Origin of the sequence: Methylacidimicrobium sp. AP8 (assembly GCF_903064525.1) — a bacterium.
In the GTDB taxonomy this organism is placed as follows: Bacteria; Verrucomicrobiota; Verrucomicrobiia; order Methylacidiphilales; family Methylacidiphilaceae; genus Methylacidimicrobium.
Genome location: NZ_LR797830.1, coordinates 976,038 through 993,949, shown reverse-complemented (window position 1 = coordinate 993,949; position 17,912 = coordinate 976,038). Strand labels below are relative to the sequence as shown.

Below are 17,912 nucleotides of genomic sequence, written 5' to 3'. Positions count from 1 at the left end.
AAGGATGCGGCGTCCGGCCGCGCGCCCTCCCGTGTCGGCCGAAACGCGCGATTTCTCACGCTTACCGAGGTTTCGGAGCGGTCCGGGCCTCTTCCCGTTTCCCGGCGTCAGACATCGGATAGCTCTCGCAGAAGTTCGGCGATCCTCGAAGCTTTGGCCGAGCTTTCCGGAGTTCTCCTCTCCGGATCTGCGGCGTCCGCCTTGTAGTCCGCATGGCAGCGGTCGACAGGGAGTTGCGTCAACAAGTTGTCCAATGGATCGTTCGACTAGCGGCCATTTCTCACAAATTTCGTAGCCGAGGCGCCGCAAATGGGCTTGGGTGCGAGGCGGGCGCAGGTTTTCCACCGGAGCTGTATGAAGACATACTGCGAGGATGGAAAACCAAGCGGGAGCGAAGCAGACGAGCCCGTTTTGCAAGCCGTAGGAGAAAGCTTGTGAGAAATGGCCGCTAGATTGGAGGATTGCTTAAAGCGATCGCGCACCCGCCTATGCCCTGCGTTCTTGCCTCGGGCACGGAATCCCGAATAGGTCTTGGCGGGGCAAAAGACCGCGAAATACGCCCGGTTCCTTGCGGTGCGCAGGCATGCCTCGCGGGGACCGGCGGGAAAGGAACCTTGTTGTAGGCTCCCGGCCAACGCAAAGAAGCCGGACCGGTCAAACTTCGGAGAAGCCGAGAGGAACATCCCGGTCGCCTTCGCGAAAGGCTTGCCGTCGAAACCACCACTCCCGGCAGAACGCCTCGAGATCCCGAAGGCCTTCCGAGATCGAGAGCCGAGCTTCCGCGAAAAGCACGAGCATCCGATCGTCCGGCTCCTCCGGATTCTCGACGACCTCTAACGCGGGAGGAGCAACCGGCCGGTTCTTAAAATATGCTGCAAGTTTCTCGGCGATGCCGGCGATCACCGGTCGTAGTAAATCCGGATTTTGTCGCAGGAAGGACAGAACCGCTTTTTTGCCTCGATGTCGGAAGGGAGGAACGGCAGAGATGCGTCGCCGGAAACAAAAACCGCATCCGATGAGACAAAGGAAACAAGTTGTTCGCCGGCAACAGTCGGCAAGACAAATCCCGACCGCCGTGCGCCCTTCGTGGAGAGAGGGCGAGGAGGGGCGTCACCGGCTGCCCGGGCCGCGGTCGGCCGGCCCCGATCCATGCAATTGTCGCCGCAGAAGATGCCGGCTCTTCGACCTTTTCCTCCGTGGGCAGGCAAAGCCTCCAAGATTCCGTCTGCAAAAAGAGGCTTCCGGCGGCCATTTCCGCAGCAATCATGGTTGATCCTTCCGCTCGGTGCCGGACGCGTGTTCGATGAACACAAATGGGGCCGATCGAACGCCGTAAAGAGGATTGCCGGCAGGATCCTTCTTTTCTCGCAAACGGAGGATCCGGATGATCTCCGCCTTGACCCAGACGGCGGTGCCGTCCTCCAGTTCCGCGACCGTCCATCCCTCGCTGCGCATTTTTGAAGGGAACTTCCTCGGCATCCTTCGACAGCTCGCCGGGTGGAAGAGGCGTCGGCATGATTTCCCGATCCCCACGTTCCGATCGGAAGTCGAATTCTTATTGCCGGAAATTTTTACGCATCCTCGCTTGTCGGGCTCAAGAAACCCGCGGTCTGAGGTACTCGAGCAGGTCGGCGATCCGGACGCGCTCCTGGCGCATGGAGTCACGCTCCCGGACGGTGACCGTATCCTTTTCCCCGGCAAGCGCTCCGCTTCGCACCCCTTCCAAGGTTTCGAAGTCGATCGTCACGCCGAACGGCGTTCCCACCTCGTCCATCCGCCGGTACCGGCGGCCGATCGCTCCGCTCTCGTCATAAAAGACGCGCATCGATATCCGGAGGAGGTCGGCGACCTCGCGGGCCTTCCGGACCAGCTCCTCGTTGTTCTTGAGAAGGGGAAAGACGCCCGCCTTGATCGGCGCCACGCGCGGGGAGAAGCGGAGGACGACCCGCTTTTCGACCTTCCCGCCTTCGGCCGCCACGTCCTCCTCGTCATACGCCTCACAAAGGAGCGCCAGGAAAGTCCGGTCGACGCCGCCGCTCGGCTCGATCACATGCGGTATGTACTTCTGCCCGGTCTCCTCGTCGAAATAGTCGAGCGGCTTGCCGCTGGCCTCCGCATGCTGGCGCAGGTCGAAATCGGTCCGGTAGGCGATTCCTTCGAGCTCCTGGCGTCCGAAAGGGAAGGTGTACTCGAGATCATAGGTCTTTTCCGAATAAAAGGCCCTCTCCCCGGCCGGAATGTCCCGCACATGAATATGCTCCCGCCGGATCCCGATCGACTCGTACCAGGCCAGGCGGGCCTCTTTCCACTTTTCCAGCTCCTCGAGCCCGGTCCCCGGCCGGATAAAATATTCGACCTCCATCTGCTCGAACTCGCGTGACCGGAAGAGGAAGTTGCGGGGATTCACCTCGTTGCGGAACGACTTGCCGATCTGCGCAATCCCGAAGGGGATCTTCTTTCGCGAGGTCTCGAGCACGTTCCGAAACTGGACGAAGATCGCCTGCGCGGTCTCCGGGCGCAGATAGGTGAGCGCGCTCTCCTCTTCCAGGGGTCCCACGTAAGTCCGGAAGAGAAGGTTGAACCTTCTAGGCTCGGTCATCTCGCCGCCGCACTCTCCCGGATGCTTTGAGGGCTTTTGGGGGCAGCGGGCGTCGGCGAGCTGATCGGCCCGGAAGCGCGCCTTGCAGACCTTGCAGTCGACCAGCCAGTCGACGAACTGATCCTCATGGGTGCTCGCCTTCCAGACCGCCCGGTTCATGAGGATCGAGCCGTCGAAACCCACGATGTCGTCGCGCAGCTGGGTCATCGAACGCCACCAATGCTCCTTAATGTTTCTCTTGAGCTCGACGCCGAGCGGGCCGAAATCCCACAAGCCGTTGAGCCCGCCGTAGATTTCCGAAGAGGGATAGACGAAGCCGCGTCGCTTGCAGAGCGCAACGATCTTTTCCATTAAAGGTTCTTCTGTCATAAAATGAACAAAGGCCCAGTGCCCCGTCCCGTCGGATGCCGACGAGAGCGGCCGCGAATCGATGTCACGAAGGTCAAAGACAAGGAAGTTACCCCCCTCCCGGTCCTCCGTCCTGCGGATACTCTCCGGTTTCGCTGCCCGAGTCGCGAGCCACTTTGTCCTCGCCACGGTCGGGCTGCTGGGGGCCGTGCTCGTCGCCGTCTTCCTCCTATTACGATTCAACGGAGTCCCCACGCAAATCAAAAACGTCCTTTTGGCGGAGCTGGAGGCGCGAGATATACCCGTTTCCGTCGGGCACCTATCCCTCGACCCTTTCGGTCATCTCGTGGCCAGCCGGGTGGCGATCTTCCGCAATCGGGATCGACAGGACGTTTGGCTCCAGGTCGACCGCGTCCGGCTTTCGGTCGCTTGGCTCGCCTGGTGGAAAGGCACACCCTGGATCAAGAACGCATCGGTGCACAACGCCACGATCCGCCTTCCGATTACTCCGCAGTGCGAAGTAGAGCTCTCCCAAGTCTCTGCTCGCGTCAACTTCGTGCCGGGAGCCTTGGAAATCTTGAGCGCCAGCGCTCGGGTCCTCAATTTCGAGCTCCGGATCAAAGGACGCATCCTCCTCAATGGATACCCCTCGCTGCCGCCGGCCACTCCCGAGGGGTATCAAGCGGCCGATCAACTCTGGCACCGCATTCTGGCCGTCGTCGATGAAATCGAAACCGAGCGGCCGATTCCTGTGGAGGTCGAGCTTTCGATGGCGACGAAAGCCCCCTGGGAAGCGAGCATTCAGTGCCGAATCCTCCCTTCCCCGATCTCCTGGCGGCAGATTCCCCTCGGACGGCTTACCGGGGATCTCCGTCTGGCCGGCCGGACCTTCCGCATGGAAGAGGTCCGCCTCGGATTTCCGCGGGGGGAGATCTCCCTCTGGGGAGAGGCAGACCTTACGCAACGGACCGGCTTCGTCGAATTCCTGAGCAACGCCGATCCGACCGTCCTCCGTCCTTCGCTTCCGGACCGCATCGCCGCCGTCGTCCAAGAGTTCCATTTCCTCGATCTCCCCAGCTTGAGCGGACGGCTGACGGCGAAGTGGGGCTCGGAACGCTCCCTCCGCGTTTCGACCGATCTCCATTGGCACCACTTCCGTTATCGGGGTCATCCCTTCGAGGAGCTTTCCGTCCCCCTGGCCTACGACGGGCTCAAGCTCTTCATTCCGGAGGCCAAGCTTCGTTCCGCCGGAGGAAATGTCGATGCGGAGATCCTTTACGAAGTCTCGCCGCCCAAGCTACGCATCAAGGCGGAGTCGAGCATCGACCCGACCGTTTTCCTGGGCCTAGGCGGTTCCGCAGCCGACCGGTTCTTGGAGTCGCTCTCCTTCCCGAAGGAGCCTCCCCGGGCACGGGGCGAGGTCCTAAGCCTGAATCCCTTGGATCTCTCGAGCTGGAAAGCCCGCGGCAGCTTTTCGGCGAAGAACTGCTCGTATAAGGGAGTCTCCGTCCGCTCCATCCAGTCCGACATCGAATATCGGGACCAAACCCTCCGGTTCTCGCACTTCGTGGCGGTGCGGCCCGAAGGGACGGTTTCGGCAAATTTCGACAACGATTTTGCCCGCAAGATCGTGACCGTCCACGACCTTTCCTCCTCGATCGACGTCATCGCTTCGGCTCCGGCGCTGGGAGAGAAGTTCCCGAAATATGTGGAGCCCTATCGCTTCGAAAAGCCGCCGAAACTCCAGGTGAGCGGCATCGTCGATCTTAACGAGGGGAGCAAGAACCCGGTTACCAACCTCCGGGTCGAGGTCGATTCTGATTCGATCCTCAACTACGTCCTTTTCGGGCGCAACTTCCCCGTCGTGGCGCCCAAAGGGAGGGTCCTCCTGCGCCGGAGCGAGCTCACCGTCCAGGTCGACCGCGCGTCCCTTTTCGACGGCCCGCTTCATGGAAGCGTCCAGGTTACCCTCAACCCCCGCCCGCCCCGTGCCCCTTTCATTCGATCTTCGATCTCGATCACGCCGATTTCCATAAGGTCATGGCAAACCTCTACCACATCGAGAAATGCTCGGGTCCGCTGCAATTTCATCTCGACCTCTCCGGCTACGTGGGCAATCTCCCCTCGCTCACCGGCGAAGGGGATTTTGACGTTCGTCACGGCTACATTCTCTCCATCCCGTTTTTGGGGGGGCTGTCGACCGCCATAAGCACGGTCATCCCCGATTTCGCCATGGCCAAGGCGGATAAGGCGCACGCCCACTTCCGCGTCGGAAACGGCGAGATCTCGACCGAGCAGTTCACCATCGCGAGCGTCGCCTTTACGGTCATCGGTAAGGGGAGCTACAATTTCCTCCGCGACGATCTGGAAGCCGACGCCCGGGTCAACCTTCGCGGGCCGATGGGGGTTGTCCTCTTCCCGATCAGCAAGCTTTTCGAGTATCATGGCTCCGGCAAGCTCACCGCACCGGAGTGGAAGCCGCGTAACCTATAGCCGGGTCCGCTGGCCTGATTCGCCGCACATCCTCGCTGGCCAACCCGAGGGTCGATAGGCTAGGGAAAGCGAATGTCCGATTTACCGAAAGCATACGAGCCCGGAACGATCGCCGAATCGCTCTACGCTCGTTGGCTCCGCAACGACATCTTCCGAGCAGATCCCCAGTCTCCCAAGCCCGCGTTCTCCATGGTCATGCCGCCTCCGAACATTACCGGGGTGCTGACCTTGGGGCACGTCCTGAACAACTCCATCCAGGACGTCCTGGCCCGGAAGGCCCGCCTCGAAGGTTATGAGGTTCTCTGGCTTCCCGGCACCGACCATGCGGGCCTGGCCACCGAGATGGTCGTGGAGAAAGCGCTGCGCAAGCAGCGGGGCATCGGGCGCAAGGAAGTAGGCCGGGAAGAGTTTCTCCAAATGGTCCGCGAATGGCGAGAAACCCACGGACGCATCATCGTCGAGCAGCTCAAGAAGCTGGGATGCTCGGCGGACTGGTCGAGGGAGCGCTTCACGATGGATCCCGCCTATTCGCAGGCGGTACAACGGGTCTTCGTCGCCCTCTACCAGAAAGGGCTCATCTATCGGGGCAAGCGCATGATCAACTGGTGCCCGGCCTCCTTGACCGCCCTTTCCGACGAGGAAGTCCTGCCGCGCGAAGAGGAGTCGCACCTCTACTACGTGCGCTACGCGCTGGAGGACGAACCCGGTTCTTTCCTCACGGTGGCCACTACCCGGCCGGAAACGATTCCCGGTGACACGGGCATCGCGGTGCATCCGGACGACCAGCGCTATCGGCAATGGATCGGAAAGCGGGCCCTTCGTCCCTTTCCCCGCGAACCGATTCCGATCGTCGCCGATGCGGCGGTCGATCCTTCCTTCGGCACGGGAGCCGTCAAGATCACCCCCGCCCACGACAAGCTCGACTTCGAAATCGGGCAACGGCACAGCCTGCCGATCGTCGATATCCTCCATCCGGACGGCCGTCTCCACTGCCCGGCGGTGCCCGAGCTGGACGGGCTCGATCGCTTCGCCGCGCGGACGAAGGCCGCCGCGCTCTTGAACGAATTGGGCCTGCTCGCCAAGGTCGAGCCCTACCGCCATACCGTGGGGGTGAGCGAGCGGGCGGGCGTGCCGATCGAGCCCCGGCTCTCCGAACAGTGGTTCCTGCGCTATCCGAGGCTCGAGGAAGCCCTCCAGGTCGTGCGGGAGCGCCGGATCCGGTTCTTCCCCGAGCATTGGGAAAAAGTGTATGAACATTGGATAGAAAACATCCAAGACTGGTGCATCTCCCGCCAGGTCTGGTGGGGACACCGCATTCCGGTCTGGTGGAAAGACGGCGTGCATCGATGCCAGATCGAATCGCCCGGCCCGGATTGGGTGCAAGATCCCGACACCCTCGACACCTGGTTTTCCTCTTGGCTCTGGGCGTTCGAAACGATGGACCCTCCCACGCGCAGAAAGTTTTATCCGACATCGGTGCTCGTGACCGGTCCCGACATCATCTTTCTCTGGGTCGCCCGCATGATCATCGCGGCACTCGAATTCCGACCGGGCCGAGGCGAAGATATAGAAGAGAACATCCCGTTTCGGACCGTGTATTTCACCGGCCTCATCCGGGACCGATTGGGTAGGAAGATGTCGAAATCCCTCGGCAATTCCCCTGATCCTCTGGTCCTGATCGAAAAGTACGGAGCGGACGGCCTCCGGTTCGGCCTCCTGCGGATCGCCCCGCAGGGGCAGGACATCCGCTTCGACGAAAAGCAGATCGAAGAGGGCCGCAACTTCTGCAACAAGCTCTGGAACGCTTGCCGCTTTCGCGTCCGCTATGGACCTCTTTCGGCGCACGCCCGGCCTTGGGAGCACCCTCTGACGCCGTTCGCGGTCGAAATCCTTTCCGCTTTGAGCCGGACCGGCATCCGGCTTGAAGATGCTTTCGGAGCATACGAGTTCAGCGAGGCTGCCGGCCTTCTCTACGGCTTCGTCTGGGATGACTTTTGCGCCTCCTTCCTCGAGGCGGCCAAGGTGGATCTCGGCCAAGAGGGAAGCCGGACCACCTCGGGCACCCTCGCAACCTTCGACTACACTCTCTCCTGGATTCTTCGGCTCCTCCATCCGTTCTGCCCTTTCGTTACCGAAGAGCTTTGGAACCGCCTTGGGCTCGGCGCCACCACTATTCAATTCGCCGGCTGGTTCAGCGCGGCGGAGGCGCGGCGACTTGCACACCGGATTTCGGATCGGAAGGAAGCCGCCCTGCGCGCGCAAGCGGTCTACCAAGCTGCTGAGCGCGCCCGCCGCCTACGTTCCACCTACGCCGTTCCCTCCAACCAAAAGGTGCCCTTTCGACTTCGAGCCGAGGCTCCCTTGAATAGGGACGAGCGGGCGGTGCTTGCAGCGCTCGCCAACGCGAGCGAAATCGCCGACATTGATGGCCCGCCTCCCAAGGCTCCGATGGTGCTTACCCCCATCGGCGAGCTCTATCTGCCCTTGGAGGGGGTCATCGATCTGGAATTGGAGCGGAAGCGGCTGGCGAGCGAGAAAGAGAAGCTCGCTTGCACTTGGAAGGCCGTTCGGGAGCGGCTGGAGAATCCGGAGATCTCCGGCCGGGTCGCTCCGGAAAAGCTCCAAACCTGGAAAAAACAGGCCGAAGCGCTCGAAACCGCGATCCGCCGGATCGAAGATCAGCTGAGAGAGATCTCGCAGTAAGGAGCTTCCGCGCATCCGGCGGGATCAGTCGCCGGCCGGCTTCTCGGCCGCCTCCCGCCTTGCCTCGACCTGAGCGCCGCCGAAGGCCTTTGCGCGCGCCGCCGCGTCGATGCGGGCGGCAAGCTCCGGATTGGTCCGGATCGCCTGGACGGCCGCTTCCCTTCCCTGGCCGATCTGGGTGCCGTCGAAGTAGATCCATGCGCCGCGCTTGTCGAGGATCTTCTGGTCGAGCCCGAAGTCGATGAGCGCCCCTTCGCGGGAAATCCCCTCGTTATACAGAATGTCGAATTCGCACTCGGTGAAGGGAGGAGCGATCTTGTTCTTTACGACCTTCATCTTCGTCCGGTTTCCGTAGACGGTCCCGTCGCTTGTCTTGAGCTGTCCGATGCGACGCACGTCGATGCGCACCGAGGCATAAAACTTGAGCGCCTTGCCTCCCGGCGTCGTCTCGGGATTCCCGAACATCACTCCGATCTTTTCGCGAAGCTGATTGGTGAAGATGCAGACCGTCTTCGCCTTGCTGATGAGCGCGGTCAACTTCCGAAGCGCGCTGCTCATCAGGCGTGCCTGCGCGCCGACCGTCGCGTCTCCGATCTGCCCTTCCAATTCGGCACGTGTGGCGAGCGCGGCCACCGAATCGACCACGATCACATCCACCGCGTTGGAACGGATCAAAGTCTCCGCGATGGTTAAGGCCTCCTCCCCGCAGTCGGGCTGGGAGATCAGCAGCTCGGACATGTTGACACCCAGCCTCTGGGCGTATTGCGGGTCGAGCGCGTGCTCGACGTCGATGATCACGCCGACCCCTCCCAGCTTTTGGGCTTGGGCCACGACGGTGAGGGCGAGCGTGGTCTTCCCGGAAGATTCAGGGCCGAAAATTTCGATGACACGGCCCCGGGGAAAGCCTCCGGCTCCTAGGGCCCGATCGATCACCAGGCAGCCGGTGGGAATGACTTCGATTTGCAGCCGGGCCTGATCGTCCCCCAGGCGAAGAATCGCCCCCTCGCCATATTCCTTCGCGATGGCCTGGATAGCCAGATCGAGATTCTTATCCTGCCTCCGCCCCTTGAGATCCATCTTTTCCGATTCCACAAAACACCTCCTTGCTTCCGCCGCCCATCTTACCACAAAAGAAGCCTTCCGCGCGACTCCGCAAAAGCCGAGGCCGATCCGGAAGGGAAGCTCCGCCAAAAGGCCTGGGAGACATGACGGCAACTAAAAGCCTCGATTGGCTTCGAGAAAGCCTTCGAGATGACGCAGTCGAGTCGGATGGCGCATCTTCCGAAGGGCTTTGGCTTCGATCTGCCGGATCCGCTCGCGGGTGACGCGGAACTGCCGACCGACCTCCTCCAGCGTGCGCGGGTAGCCGTCGAGCAGCCCGAAGCGCTGCTCGATCACCGTTCGCTCTCGCTCGGTGAGAGTGTGCAGCACGTCGCGGATCTTCTCCTTGAGAAGCGAGTAGGCGGTCATCTCAGAAGGATTTTCCGCCGACTTGTCCTCGATGAAGTCGCCAAAGGTCGTGTCGTCGCTCTCGCCGACTTGGCTTTGTAGGGAGATCGGCTGTTGGGCCATCTTGAGAATCGCTCGGATGCGATCGACGCTCAGCTGGATCTCGTCGGCGATCTCCTCCGGATTCGGCTCCCGGCCCAGCTCTTGAATCAGTTGCTTCTGGACCCGCATGAGCTTGTTGATCGTCTCGATCATATGCACCGGAATCCGAATGGTCCGAGCCTGATCCGCAATGCTCCGAGTAATCGCCTGGCGGATCCACCAGGTCGCATAGGTCGAAAACTTGTAGCCTCGGCGGTACTCGAACTTCTCGACCGCCTTCATCAACCCCATGTTTCCTTCCTGGATGAGATCGAGGAAGGAGAGGCCGCGATTGGTGTACTTCTTCGCAATCGAGATCACCAGCCGGAGGTTGGCTTCGACCATCTCGGTCTTGGCCCGCATCGCCTGCTGCAACCATTTCTTGAGCTCGTTGTGCTTTCTCTTAAACTCCTCGATCCCGGCGTGGGCCTGCCGCTGGAATTGCTGCAGCTGCTCCTCGACGGCCGCCAGCGCCTCTGCGGTCTTGGCCCCGCGTCCCTGGGCGCGGAGCCGCTTCCTCTCGTTCTCCCACCGGCAGATTTCCTGAAAGCGCTCTTCGCTTACCTGCACAAGATCCTCGACGACCTTCTGCTTGAAATAGAAGCGGCGCACGATCTTTTCGAGGGCTTGATGCTGCTTTTCCAATTCCTTGGCGAGCTTCTCCCTCTCTTTCGAGCCGGCCGGCAATTCGCTCATTCGGACATAGGTGGCATCGCTCTCCTCGATCTTCTCCTCGAGCTTCTTCATGAGGCCGGGCAGGATCTTCATGTAGGCATCGCGCCCTTCGATATGCTTGTCTTGAATCAGCCGGTCGAAGCGCTCCCGCCCCTGCTCGAGCTTGCGGGCTAGGTTTAGGTATTCCCGAGCGATGAACCCGAAGCTATGGAGGCACTTCTGAACCATCAGCTCGGCGTTCTCGATCCGCTTGGAAATCTCCACCTCCTCCTCGCGGGTCAGCAGAGGCACCTGTCCCATCTGCCGCAGATACATCCGCACCGGGTCGTCGAGGATATCGAGCTTGGCCTCCTTTTCCTCGGCCGCCATTCCGGTTTCTGCCGGCGCCGGGCTCTTCTGCCGATCGACCTCGGAGCTTTCGATGACATCGATTTCCAGGCTCCGTAAGAAGGCGATGATCGCCTCGATCTCGTCGGGCTGCGGCACGCAATCGGGAAGAGCCTCGTTGATGTCGTCGTAAGTGAGATAGCCCTGCTCCTTGGCGAGCTTGACCAGCGCCCGCAGCTTCTCCTGCCGTAGCGGCTCATCAGACCATATCTTGGCGAGCTTTTGGGCTAGCTGCTGCTCTTCGACGACGAGCGGGACGGACGGCAGGGGCGGCTGAGCGGGGACGACGGCCGAATGGCCGTTTTCCGCAGCGTGGTCTGTCTTGTTCGCAGTCGGGGAATGCATGGGCGCATCCGCAGAGTGGGGGAAAGGAATCGATGAGGACGGAGTGGATGACAGGCTGGTTTTCTTGCTTCTTGGATTTCGCGGCATGGTCATGCTCGACTCAGGTTCAAGGTTCCGACGTCTAGGAGACGGCCACAAAAAGACAAAGTGGTTAAGGTTACTCGAGGCTCCTGCGCAAGTCAACGAGTTCCCGCAAGGCACACTGTATCTCTGCGGAGGAACCTCCGGCGCGAACCCGCTCCTCGAGGAGGCGGATGCGCCTTTGCTTCCAAAGATACGCAAGCCGCTCGCGGAGCTGGCTCCACCGCTCCTCCGGCTCGATGGAAGGATCGACGGGCGGCGGACTCACAAGCAAGCCCGTGACCAAGGACCGTTCTTCTTCCGATAGAGCGGGGAAAAGCGCCTCCGGATCCGACCCGGCCGAAAGGATCTTCTGCACGAGCCCTCCCTCCTCGTTTTCCTCAAGCCACCGCAGATCCAGTTCCATGCGGACCCTCCCCTGAATCCCCGGTGCTTCGCAGAGCAACCAGATCAACTCGGTCAGGACCGCATCCCGTTTGGCCCGAAGAGGTACGGAGGGGGATCGGCCGCCTTGGCTCGGCATGTCGGCCTTCCGCATCGCCTGTTCCAGGGCGCCGCGAGAAACGCCTAGGCGCACCGCCGCCTCCAGAGCGAGAGCTTCCCGGCGGATCGGGTCGGACACTTTGGCGAGCCAGGGGGCAATCGATTGCACTGCGCGGCTGCGGCCGCGCGGCAGGCTCAGGTCATTCCGGGATGCGGCCTGTTCCAGCAGATGGGAGAGGTAGGTAGGGGCCCGCTGCAAAATCTCCCGGAAGCGGGAGACCGCCGCCTCGCCCCCGCAGAGGAAGCTGTCCGGGTCCTCGCCCGCCGGGAGCGATGCCACGCGCACCTCGAGTCCGGCTTCGGTCAGGATCTCGATCCCCCGCACGGCGGCGTTCTCCCCCGCTCGATCGGCATCGAAGCAGACGATCACTTCTTCAGTAAATCTCCGGAGAAGCCGAGCATGGTGTTCGGTGAGGGCCGTGCCCTGGACGGCGACCACATGCGAAAACCCGACGGCATGGCAGCGGATCAGATCCATTGGTCCTTCGCAGAGAACAGCTCTCCCTTCCTGAAGAATCGCCCGCTTGGCTCGGTCCATGCCGAAGAGGACCTTCCCCTTGGTAAAGATCGGAGTCTCGGGAGAGTTGAGATACTTCGGGCCGGATCCGTCGCCGCCCACGATTCTGCCGCTGAAGCCCACGATCCTGCCGCCTTCGTCGGCGATCGGGAGGATGAGCCGGTCGCGGAACCGGTCGTAAGGCCTCCCCTTCTCTCCGAGCACGACCAGACCGGCCTCCGCCAAAAGCTCGACCGGGTAGCCCTGCGCCGCCCCCCATCGGAGGACGCCGTCCCAGCGATTCGGCGCGTATCCGATCCCGAAAGCTTCCGCGATCTCCCGCGGTACGGCTCGGGATGCCAGATAGCGCCGACCCGCTTCTCCCTCGGCCTCCTTCCACAAGATCGTGCGCCACCAGTCGGCTACCGCTTTGTGGAGAGAGAGAAGGCGCTCGCGCGACGAAGGGGACTCCGTCTCTTTCCGGAAGCCGGCGGGCATTTCTATTCCGGCGCGCTCGGCCAACAAGCGCAAGGCGCCCAGGAAATCGAGCCGCTCGTAGCGCATCACGAAATCGAACACCGTACCCCCGTGACCGCTGCTGAAACACTTGAAAAGCTGCTTCTGAGGATCGACAAAGAAAGAAGGAGTCCGTTCGGGATTGAATGGGGAGAGAGCCTTGTATTTGGAGCCCGCTCGCTTTAGAGGAACATAACTGCCGATGATCTCGACGATGTCGCTGGCGGCTCGGACCGTTTCGACAAAATCTCGGAATGCCGGCGTCCCCATCGCGCTGGAATAAATCGGTTACCGTGGCAAAACGCAAGGCCTTCGCGCTCCTTATGGGGCACCTGCTTTTTCTTGTACCTTTCTTACTGCTGCTTACGGACACCCCGAGGGCGATCTCCGCCGGTTCGGCCGTGGTCATCGTCGAGCGGCCTTCGGTGGTCCATAACTTCTCGGTAGACGATGCCGCGGTTCGGACCATGTTCCGCGACGCCCTCCTCGAATATACCAAGCAGGCATCGATGAAGGCGGCCTGGGCCAAGCTCGGCGTCTCACCGCAGGACGTCGTGGGAATCAAGATCTGCGCCTCGGGCGGTCCGGTCATGTCGAGCCGGAAGCCTCTGGTGGCCGCCATCGCCGAAAGCTTGGAGGAAGCGGGCGTTCCCTTCTACCAAGTCGTCGTCTGGGACAAGCTGGAAGATGACCTCCGGGAAGCCGCCTACCTGCCCCGCCCGCAAGGCGCGCCGTACAGCGTCCGCTCCGTGATTCCGGAAACGGGTTTCGATGAGCACGTCTTCTATGTGAATGAAGTCCTCGGCCGCCTCATTTGGGGGGATTTAGCCTTTCGCGGCATCAAGCCCGGCGGCGGAGAGGCGCAGCGATCCCAGAAGCGCGGCGAAAAGCAGAGTGTCGCGCAGCTCTACGGCCAAGGCGTGTCGGCGGGAAGCCTGGAGAACCAGGTGAGCAACAAGTCCTACTACGCGCGGCTGGTGACGCAGATCTGCACCAAAATCATCAACGTCCCGGTCTGCACCGACAACAGCGCGGTGGGCTTCTACGGCAGCCTCGCTTCCCTCGCCCTCGGGATGGTCGACAACACGCGGCGGTTCCAAGGAGAGGGGAATTGGGGCGATCCCGCTATTGCGGAGATCTTGGACCGGCCCTTCGTCCGGAGCAAGGTCGTTCTCCACGTGATGGACGCCCTCATCGCCCAATACGCGGGCGGGCCCGACTTCTCCCCGGAATATACCTATCCCCTCGGGGCGATCTACCTGAGCAACGATCCTGTGGCGATCGACTCGCTGCTCGTCGGCCGCGTTGACGCATGGCGCATCGGGGCGCACATCCCCTCGCTGCAGCCCATGATCCATTACATCCAGACCGCCGTCGAGTACGGGCTGGGTACCTCCGATCCCAAGAACATCCTGCTGGTTCCCCTCCGATGAGCACCTCCTCCGACTCCGTCATCCACCGGCTCGAATCCATCATTGCCCGGCTGCGGGCCCCCGGCGGCTGCCCTTGGGACCGGGCGCAGACCCACCAAAGCATCAAGGGGCAGCTCCTGGAAGAGTGTTTTGAGGTGCTCGAAGCGATCGACCGGAACGAGCCGGAAGCGCTCCGGGAGGAGCTCGGCGACCTTCTCCTCCATGTGCTCTTCCATTCCCAGATGGCGAACGAGCGGGGTTCCTTCTCCTTCCATGACGTCGCCCAAAGCCTCTCGGAAAAGCTCATTCGGCGCCATCCCCATGTCTTCGGAGACGCGAGCGCCGAGACCGCCGAGGAGGTCATCGTCCACTGGGAACGAACCAAGCGGGAAGAAAAGCCCGAGCGGAAGAGCGTCTTCGACGGAATCCCGCTTGCATTGCCCGCCCTCCTTCGCGCCCAGAAGTACCAGAGCAAGGCGGCCAAACTCGGCCTCGACTGGAACGATGCGGACGGACCTAGGGCGAAGATCGCCGAGGAGCTGGCCGAACTGGAGGATGCGGTCGCCGGAGGGGATCCGAAGCGGATCGAGGAGGAGATCGGCGATCTCCTCTTCACGGTCGTCAACCTAGCCCGCCATCTGCGCGTTAGCGCCGAATGCGCGCTGAGCGCGGCCGCCGGGCGCTTTCGGTCCCGGGTGGAGTTCATCGAGGAGAAACTGCGTAACCTCCCTCCGGGGAACGCGCCCACGTCGGCCGAATTGGAGCTTCTCTGGCAGCAGAGCAAAGAGGCCGCCGGAGGACGCGGCACCCTTCCCGATCCCTCTTGACTTCCGGCGCTCGTTCCGTCCCCTTTCCTCAACCCATGATTCATGCCGTTCACGACCCCGCCTGCATCCACAGGCGGGCGATTGCGCTGGGCCGGCTGCTGGGATGGAGGCGGACCATTCTCCTCCGGATCGGCAACGACCCGGTGGAGGTGCTCTGCTCCCGGGAACTCGGCGGCCGCAAGGGACGGCCCCATGTCTTCCTCTCGGCAGGGATCCATGGAGACGAGCCCGCCGGAGTCGAAGCCCTGCTCTCCTACTTCGAGCAAAAGCCGCGTTGGGTTTCCGAATTTAGCTTTACGGTCGTCCCGCTGCTCAACCCGTGGGGGCTGCGCCACAACTCGCGGCTTAACGAGCAGGGTCTTGACCTCAATCGATCCTTTCACCGGAGCGACCTGCCGCTGATCCGGGAGCTCCACGCCCTTTACGACCGCCGCGGTCCCTTCGACCTCGCCCTCCTCCTCCACGAGGATTACGATGCCTGCGGCATCTACCTCTACGAGACGGGCCGGAGCGGCGAAGCCGGGTTCGGAGAAGAGATCCTCTCCCGGGTGAGCTCCTGGTGTCCCGTCGATCCCCGCGACAGGATCGAAGGGCGCAAGCACCGCAACGGGATTCTCACACGGCCCTTGCGGAAAAAATGGCTGGAGAAGATCGGCTTGCCCGAAGCCGCCTATCTCCACTTCCAGGGATGCCGGAGGGTCTTCACGATCGAGACCCCCTCGGAATTCGACGTCGGCTTGCGCGTCAAAGCCCACATGGAGGCGATCGACGCGGCGCTCGCCCTGCTCGCCGCAGGGAGGCTGCCTTCCGGCGATGGCCGCCCGCGCCGCGTCTCCTCCCGCCGCTCCCAGGATGTTATGTCCGCGCGCGCTCCTCTTCCCTCCACCTCTCCTGCGCCGAATGGGGAAAGTCGATCGGGTCGATCCCATAGCGCTTGACAAGGCTTGTGAAGAGGGAAAGGAGCCGATCATGAATGCGCGCGGCAAAGGAGGAGCGGTCCTCGCCCGGTTCCGAAGCGAGCAGCTCCCCGAAGGCGACGAAGACCCGCGGCGGGCGACGCCACGAACGGAATTGATAGAGCCGGTCGGAACCCACGACGACCGCGGGCAGAACGGGCACGTTGGCCTTCTGGGCTAGCACGGCCGCGCTCGGATTGAGCCGGGCGCCCAGCAGGATCGAGGCCTTCCCATGGCGGATCCCGCGCTCGGGGAATAGGCCCACCATCCTACCCTGCTTGAGGCGGTCGATGGCCGCCTTGGCCGCCCGGGCATCCTGGCGGTTCCGGTCGACCGGGATCACGTTGAGCGCGCTCAGGATCTGCGCGAGGAGCAGGTCGTTGAAGAGCTTCCCGTCCGCCACATAGTCGATCGGCCGCGGAGATTTCATCCCGAGCAGGATCGGATCGAAATGGCTGATGTGGTTGGCGACCAAAAGACAGCCGCCGCTGCGGGGGATCCGCTCCAATCCTTCGATCGCGATGCGAGCGCTCCTGCGGAGAACGCAGTGGCAGATCGCTCCCCCGATGGCAAAAAAGCGGTCCCTCCCGGACTGGTCGAGCCGCCCGTAGCCGTGCTCTCCCTTCCGGTCCTTGGCGGGTAAGCCGTTCGCCGCCGGGCGCAGGCCGGGGTATCGATCTCCTGCCGCCGTCTCCTGTGAGCAATCCGGTTGGCTTCTCATCGAATGGGAGCCAAAACTTTGCCTTGCCATCGCAGCGCCGAACAAGCAAATCCGTTGCATCCGCAACTCTATCCCCGGCACCCATGCTAGCCGAACCGCTCGCGTCCCCGACCAAGCCCGGCTTCCTTTTCCTCTGCACCGGCAACTCCGCGCGGAGCATCCTCGCCGAATTCCTCTTCCGTTCCCTAGCCGGCGGCCGATGCCGGGTCGAAAGCGCCGGCTCCCACCCGGCAGGCCGGGTCAACCCTCACGCCCTTTCCGTGCTCCGGAAGGTGTACGGCATCGATGCTTCCTCTGCCCGCAGCAAGCGGCTCGACGAGCTTCCGAGCGATCCCTTCGCGGCGGTAATCACCCTTTGCGACAGCGCGGCGGCCGAATGTCCCCTCTGGCCCTATCCGGCCGCCCGCGCGCACTGGCCCTTTCCGGATCCCGCCGCCGTTGAAGGGACGGTCGAGGAAAAAGAGCGGGCGTTCGTCGGCATCGCGCAGGCGCTCGAAGAGCGGTTCCGGCGCTTGCTTGCTCTTCCGCTGGAGAGCCTCGCTCGGCCGCAGCTCGAGGCCGAGCTGCGCAAGCTCTCGTCGGGGTAGCGGCCGACCCGCCGGCCCCGCTGACGAATCAGCCTACCCCCGTGGCGGCTTGCCTAGAGCGAAATTTACGTTGAGTGTCTGGGCCAAGCAGCAGGGCATTAGCTACAAGACGGCTTGGCGGATGCGGAAGGATGGGCGTTTGCCCGTCCCGGCCGAGCAGTTGCCGGCCGGAACCGTGATCGTGCATGCGGAGCCGGCGCAGCCTAACGGCGTCGCCCTCTAGGCGCGCGTGTCCAGCGCCGATCCAAAAGCGGATCTGGACCGGCAATTGGCCAGGTTGGCCGAGTTCGCTCTGAGCAAGCGGTTGCCGATCGTCTAGGCAACCTTCCTCCAAGGAAGAAGGGAAGAGCTTCTTGGCCGGACCGCTCCAGGAAGGCCTTCACCTTGGGGTTCTCCGCAAAGGCGAGTGGTTGTCGGAGGAGGTTCCACCGGCGGATCGTCATGCCCTTGTGCTTCGCCCACTCCACGTCGGCGGCGAAATCGACGAGAGCCTGGTCGACTTCGGCCCCGCAAACGCCCGTAGGGCAACAGAGAGGCGGTTCAAAAATCTCGATCGTCGTCATCGCTTCTCCTTTCCTTGTCCGATTTTCTCTTCCGCTGCCTTTCCGACACACTCGATTTCCTGCGGAATCG

At 62.5% G+C, this 17,912-nt stretch carries 15 protein-coding genes; 7 read left to right on the top strand and 8 right to left on the bottom strand.

Annotated features, from left to right (window positions below; translation table 11 throughout):
• Window positions 1-654: 654 nt before the first annotated feature.
• The 3 genes from MTHMO_RS04485 to MTHMO_RS04475 form a co-directional block, all read right to left on the bottom strand.
• Complete coding sequence (locus MTHMO_RS04485) at window positions 655-903, bottom strand: hypothetical protein (RefSeq protein ID WP_202213710.1); 249 nt, start codon at window positions 901-903, stop codon at window positions 655-657.
• Between the two features lie 360 nt (window positions 904-1,263).
• On the bottom strand, window positions 1,264-1,455 hold the full coding sequence (locus MTHMO_RS04480; RefSeq protein ID WP_202213709.1) for a hypothetical protein: 192 nt from the start codon (window positions 1,453-1,455) through the stop codon (window positions 1,264-1,266).
• A gap of 139 nt (window positions 1,456-1,594) precedes the next feature.
• On the bottom strand, window positions 1,595-2,950 hold the full coding sequence (locus MTHMO_RS04475; RefSeq protein ID WP_237394763.1) for a glycine--tRNA ligase: 1,356 nt from the start codon (window positions 2,948-2,950) through the stop codon (window positions 1,595-1,597).
• A 2,037-nt stretch (window positions 2,951-4,987) separates the two neighbouring features.
• On the opposite strand from MTHMO_RS04475, the gene MTHMO_RS04465 reads away from it, so the two are divergent.
• Both MTHMO_RS04465 and MTHMO_RS04460 read left to right on the top strand, forming a co-directional pair.
• Window positions 4,988-5,440, top strand: coding sequence for an AsmA-like C-terminal region-containing protein (locus tag MTHMO_RS04465; protein WP_237394762.1), 453 nt, complete (start codon window positions 4,988-4,990; stop codon window positions 5,438-5,440).
• 72 nt (window positions 5,441-5,512) lie between these two features.
• Window positions 5,513-8,143 carry a valine--tRNA ligase gene (locus MTHMO_RS04460; protein WP_202213705.1) on the top strand — a complete coding sequence of 877 codons (2,631 nt, stop codon included), beginning with the start codon at window positions 5,513-5,515 and terminating at the stop codon, window positions 8,141-8,143.
• Window positions 8,144-8,167: 24 nt separating this feature from the next.
• On the opposite strand, the gene recA is transcribed toward MTHMO_RS04460, so the two are convergent.
• The 3 genes from recA to dnaG form a co-directional block, all read right to left on the bottom strand.
• Window positions 8,168-9,220 (bottom strand): recombinase RecA, encoded by a 1,053-nt coding sequence (gene recA / locus MTHMO_RS04455; RefSeq protein WP_202213704.1) that lies wholly within the window; start codon window positions 9,218-9,220, stop codon window positions 8,168-8,170.
• 138 nt (window positions 9,221-9,358) lie between these two features.
• On the bottom strand, window positions 9,359-11,140 hold the full coding sequence (gene rpoD, locus MTHMO_RS04450) for an RNA polymerase sigma factor RpoD (protein ID WP_237394761.1): 1,782 nt from the start codon (window positions 11,138-11,140) through the stop codon (window positions 9,359-9,361).
• 157 nt (window positions 11,141-11,297) lie between these two features.
• Complete coding sequence (gene dnaG, locus MTHMO_RS04445) at window positions 11,298-13,046, bottom strand: DNA primase (protein ID WP_202213703.1); 1,749 nt, start codon at window positions 13,044-13,046, stop codon at window positions 11,298-11,300.
• Window positions 13,047-13,069: 23 nt separating this feature from the next.
• Here dnaG and MTHMO_RS04440 point away from each other — a divergent pair, with 23 nt between their 5' ends.
• Genes MTHMO_RS04440 through MTHMO_RS04430 form a run of 3 tightly spaced genes read left to right on the top strand, consistent with a single transcriptional unit; the run spans window position 13,070 to window position 15,953 of the window.
• Window positions 13,070-14,209 (top strand): DUF362 domain-containing protein, encoded by a 1,140-nt coding sequence (locus MTHMO_RS04440; protein WP_237394760.1) that lies wholly within the window; start codon window positions 13,070-13,072, stop codon window positions 14,207-14,209.
• The gene (gene mazG / locus MTHMO_RS04435; protein ID WP_202213702.1) at window positions 14,206-15,015 is read left to right on the top strand and encodes a nucleoside triphosphate pyrophosphohydrolase; all 810 of its coding nucleotides are present in this window, start codon (window positions 14,206-14,208) and stop codon (window positions 15,013-15,015) included. Before MTHMO_RS04440 ends, mazG begins: the two co-directional genes overlap by 4 nt.
• 35 nt (window positions 15,016-15,050) lie before the next feature.
• On the top strand, window positions 15,051-15,953 hold the full coding sequence (locus tag MTHMO_RS04430; protein ID WP_237394759.1) for a M14 family metallocarboxypeptidase: 903 nt from the start codon (window positions 15,051-15,053) through the stop codon (window positions 15,951-15,953).
• Here MTHMO_RS04430 and MTHMO_RS04425 read toward each other — a convergent pair.
• Complete coding sequence (locus tag MTHMO_RS04425) at window positions 15,871-16,692, bottom strand: 1-acyl-sn-glycerol-3-phosphate acyltransferase (RefSeq protein ID WP_202213701.1); 822 nt, start codon at window positions 16,690-16,692, stop codon at window positions 15,871-15,873. The two genes, MTHMO_RS04430 and MTHMO_RS04425, sit on opposite strands and share 83 nt — an antisense overlap.
• An 83-nt stretch (window positions 16,693-16,775) precedes the next feature.
• Between MTHMO_RS04425 and MTHMO_RS04420 the strand changes: the two genes are divergently transcribed.
• Together MTHMO_RS04420 and MTHMO_RS11225 are read left to right on the top strand one after the other, a co-directional pair.
• Entirely contained in the window at window positions 16,776-17,279 is a 504-nt protein-coding gene (locus MTHMO_RS04420; protein ID WP_202213700.1) for an arsenate reductase ArsC, read from the top strand.
• A 70-nt stretch (window positions 17,280-17,349) separates the two neighbouring features.
• Window positions 17,350-17,502: a hypothetical protein gene (locus tag MTHMO_RS11225; protein ID WP_370568226.1), complete on the top strand. Its 153-nt coding sequence runs from the start codon at window positions 17,350-17,352 to the stop codon at window positions 17,500-17,502.
• Here the strand turns inward: MTHMO_RS11225 and arsD are convergent.
• Window positions 17,483-17,842, bottom strand: coding sequence for an arsenite efflux transporter metallochaperone ArsD (arsD, locus tag MTHMO_RS11220; protein WP_370568225.1), 360 nt, complete (start codon window positions 17,840-17,842; stop codon window positions 17,483-17,485). The two genes, MTHMO_RS11225 and arsD, sit on opposite strands and share 20 nt — an antisense overlap.
• Between the last annotated feature and the right edge of the window lie 70 nt (window positions 17,843-17,912).

Bases quoted from the DNA above. Each gene is read 5' to 3' on its own strand.
- MTHMO_RS04425 (WP_202213701.1), bottom strand. From the start codon at position 16,692: ATGAGAAGCCAACCGGATTGCTCACAGGAGACGGCGGCAGGAGATCGA.
- MTHMO_RS04430 (WP_237394759.1), top strand. From the start codon at position 15,051: ATGATTCATGCCGTTCACGACCCCGCCTGCATCCACAGGCGGGCGATT.
- MTHMO_RS04480 (WP_202213709.1), bottom strand. From the start codon at position 1,455: ATGCGCAGCGAGGGATGGACGGTCGCGGAACTGGAGGACGGCACCGCC.
- MTHMO_RS04465 (WP_237394762.1), top strand. From the start codon at position 4,988: ATGGCAAACCTCTACCACATCGAGAAATGCTCGGGTCCGCTGCAATTT.
- dnaG (WP_202213703.1), bottom strand. From the start codon at position 13,046: ATGGGGACGCCGGCATTCCGAGATTTTGTCGAAACGGTCCGAGCCGCC.
- MTHMO_RS04420 (WP_202213700.1), top strand. From the start codon at position 16,776: ATGCTAGCCGAACCGCTCGCGTCCCCGACCAAGCCCGGCTTCCTTTTC.
- arsD (WP_370568225.1), bottom strand. From the start codon at position 17,842: ATGACGACGATCGAGATTTTTGAACCGCCTCTCTGTTGCCCTACGGGC.
- rpoD (WP_237394761.1), bottom strand. From the start codon at position 11,140: ATGCATTCCCCGACTGCGAACAAGACAGACCACGCTGCGGAAAACGGC.
- mazG (WP_202213702.1), top strand. From the start codon at position 14,206: ATGAGCACCTCCTCCGACTCCGTCATCCACCGGCTCGAATCCATCATT.
- MTHMO_RS04460 (WP_202213705.1), top strand. From the start codon at position 5,513: ATGTCCGATTTACCGAAAGCATACGAGCCCGGAACGATCGCCGAATCG.
- recA (WP_202213704.1), bottom strand. From the start codon at position 9,220: ATGGATCTCAAGGGGCGGAGGCAGGATAAGAATCTCGATCTGGCTATC.
- MTHMO_RS04475 (WP_237394763.1), bottom strand. From the start codon at position 2,950: ATGGAAAAGATCGTTGCGCTCTGCAAGCGACGCGGCTTCGTCTATCCC.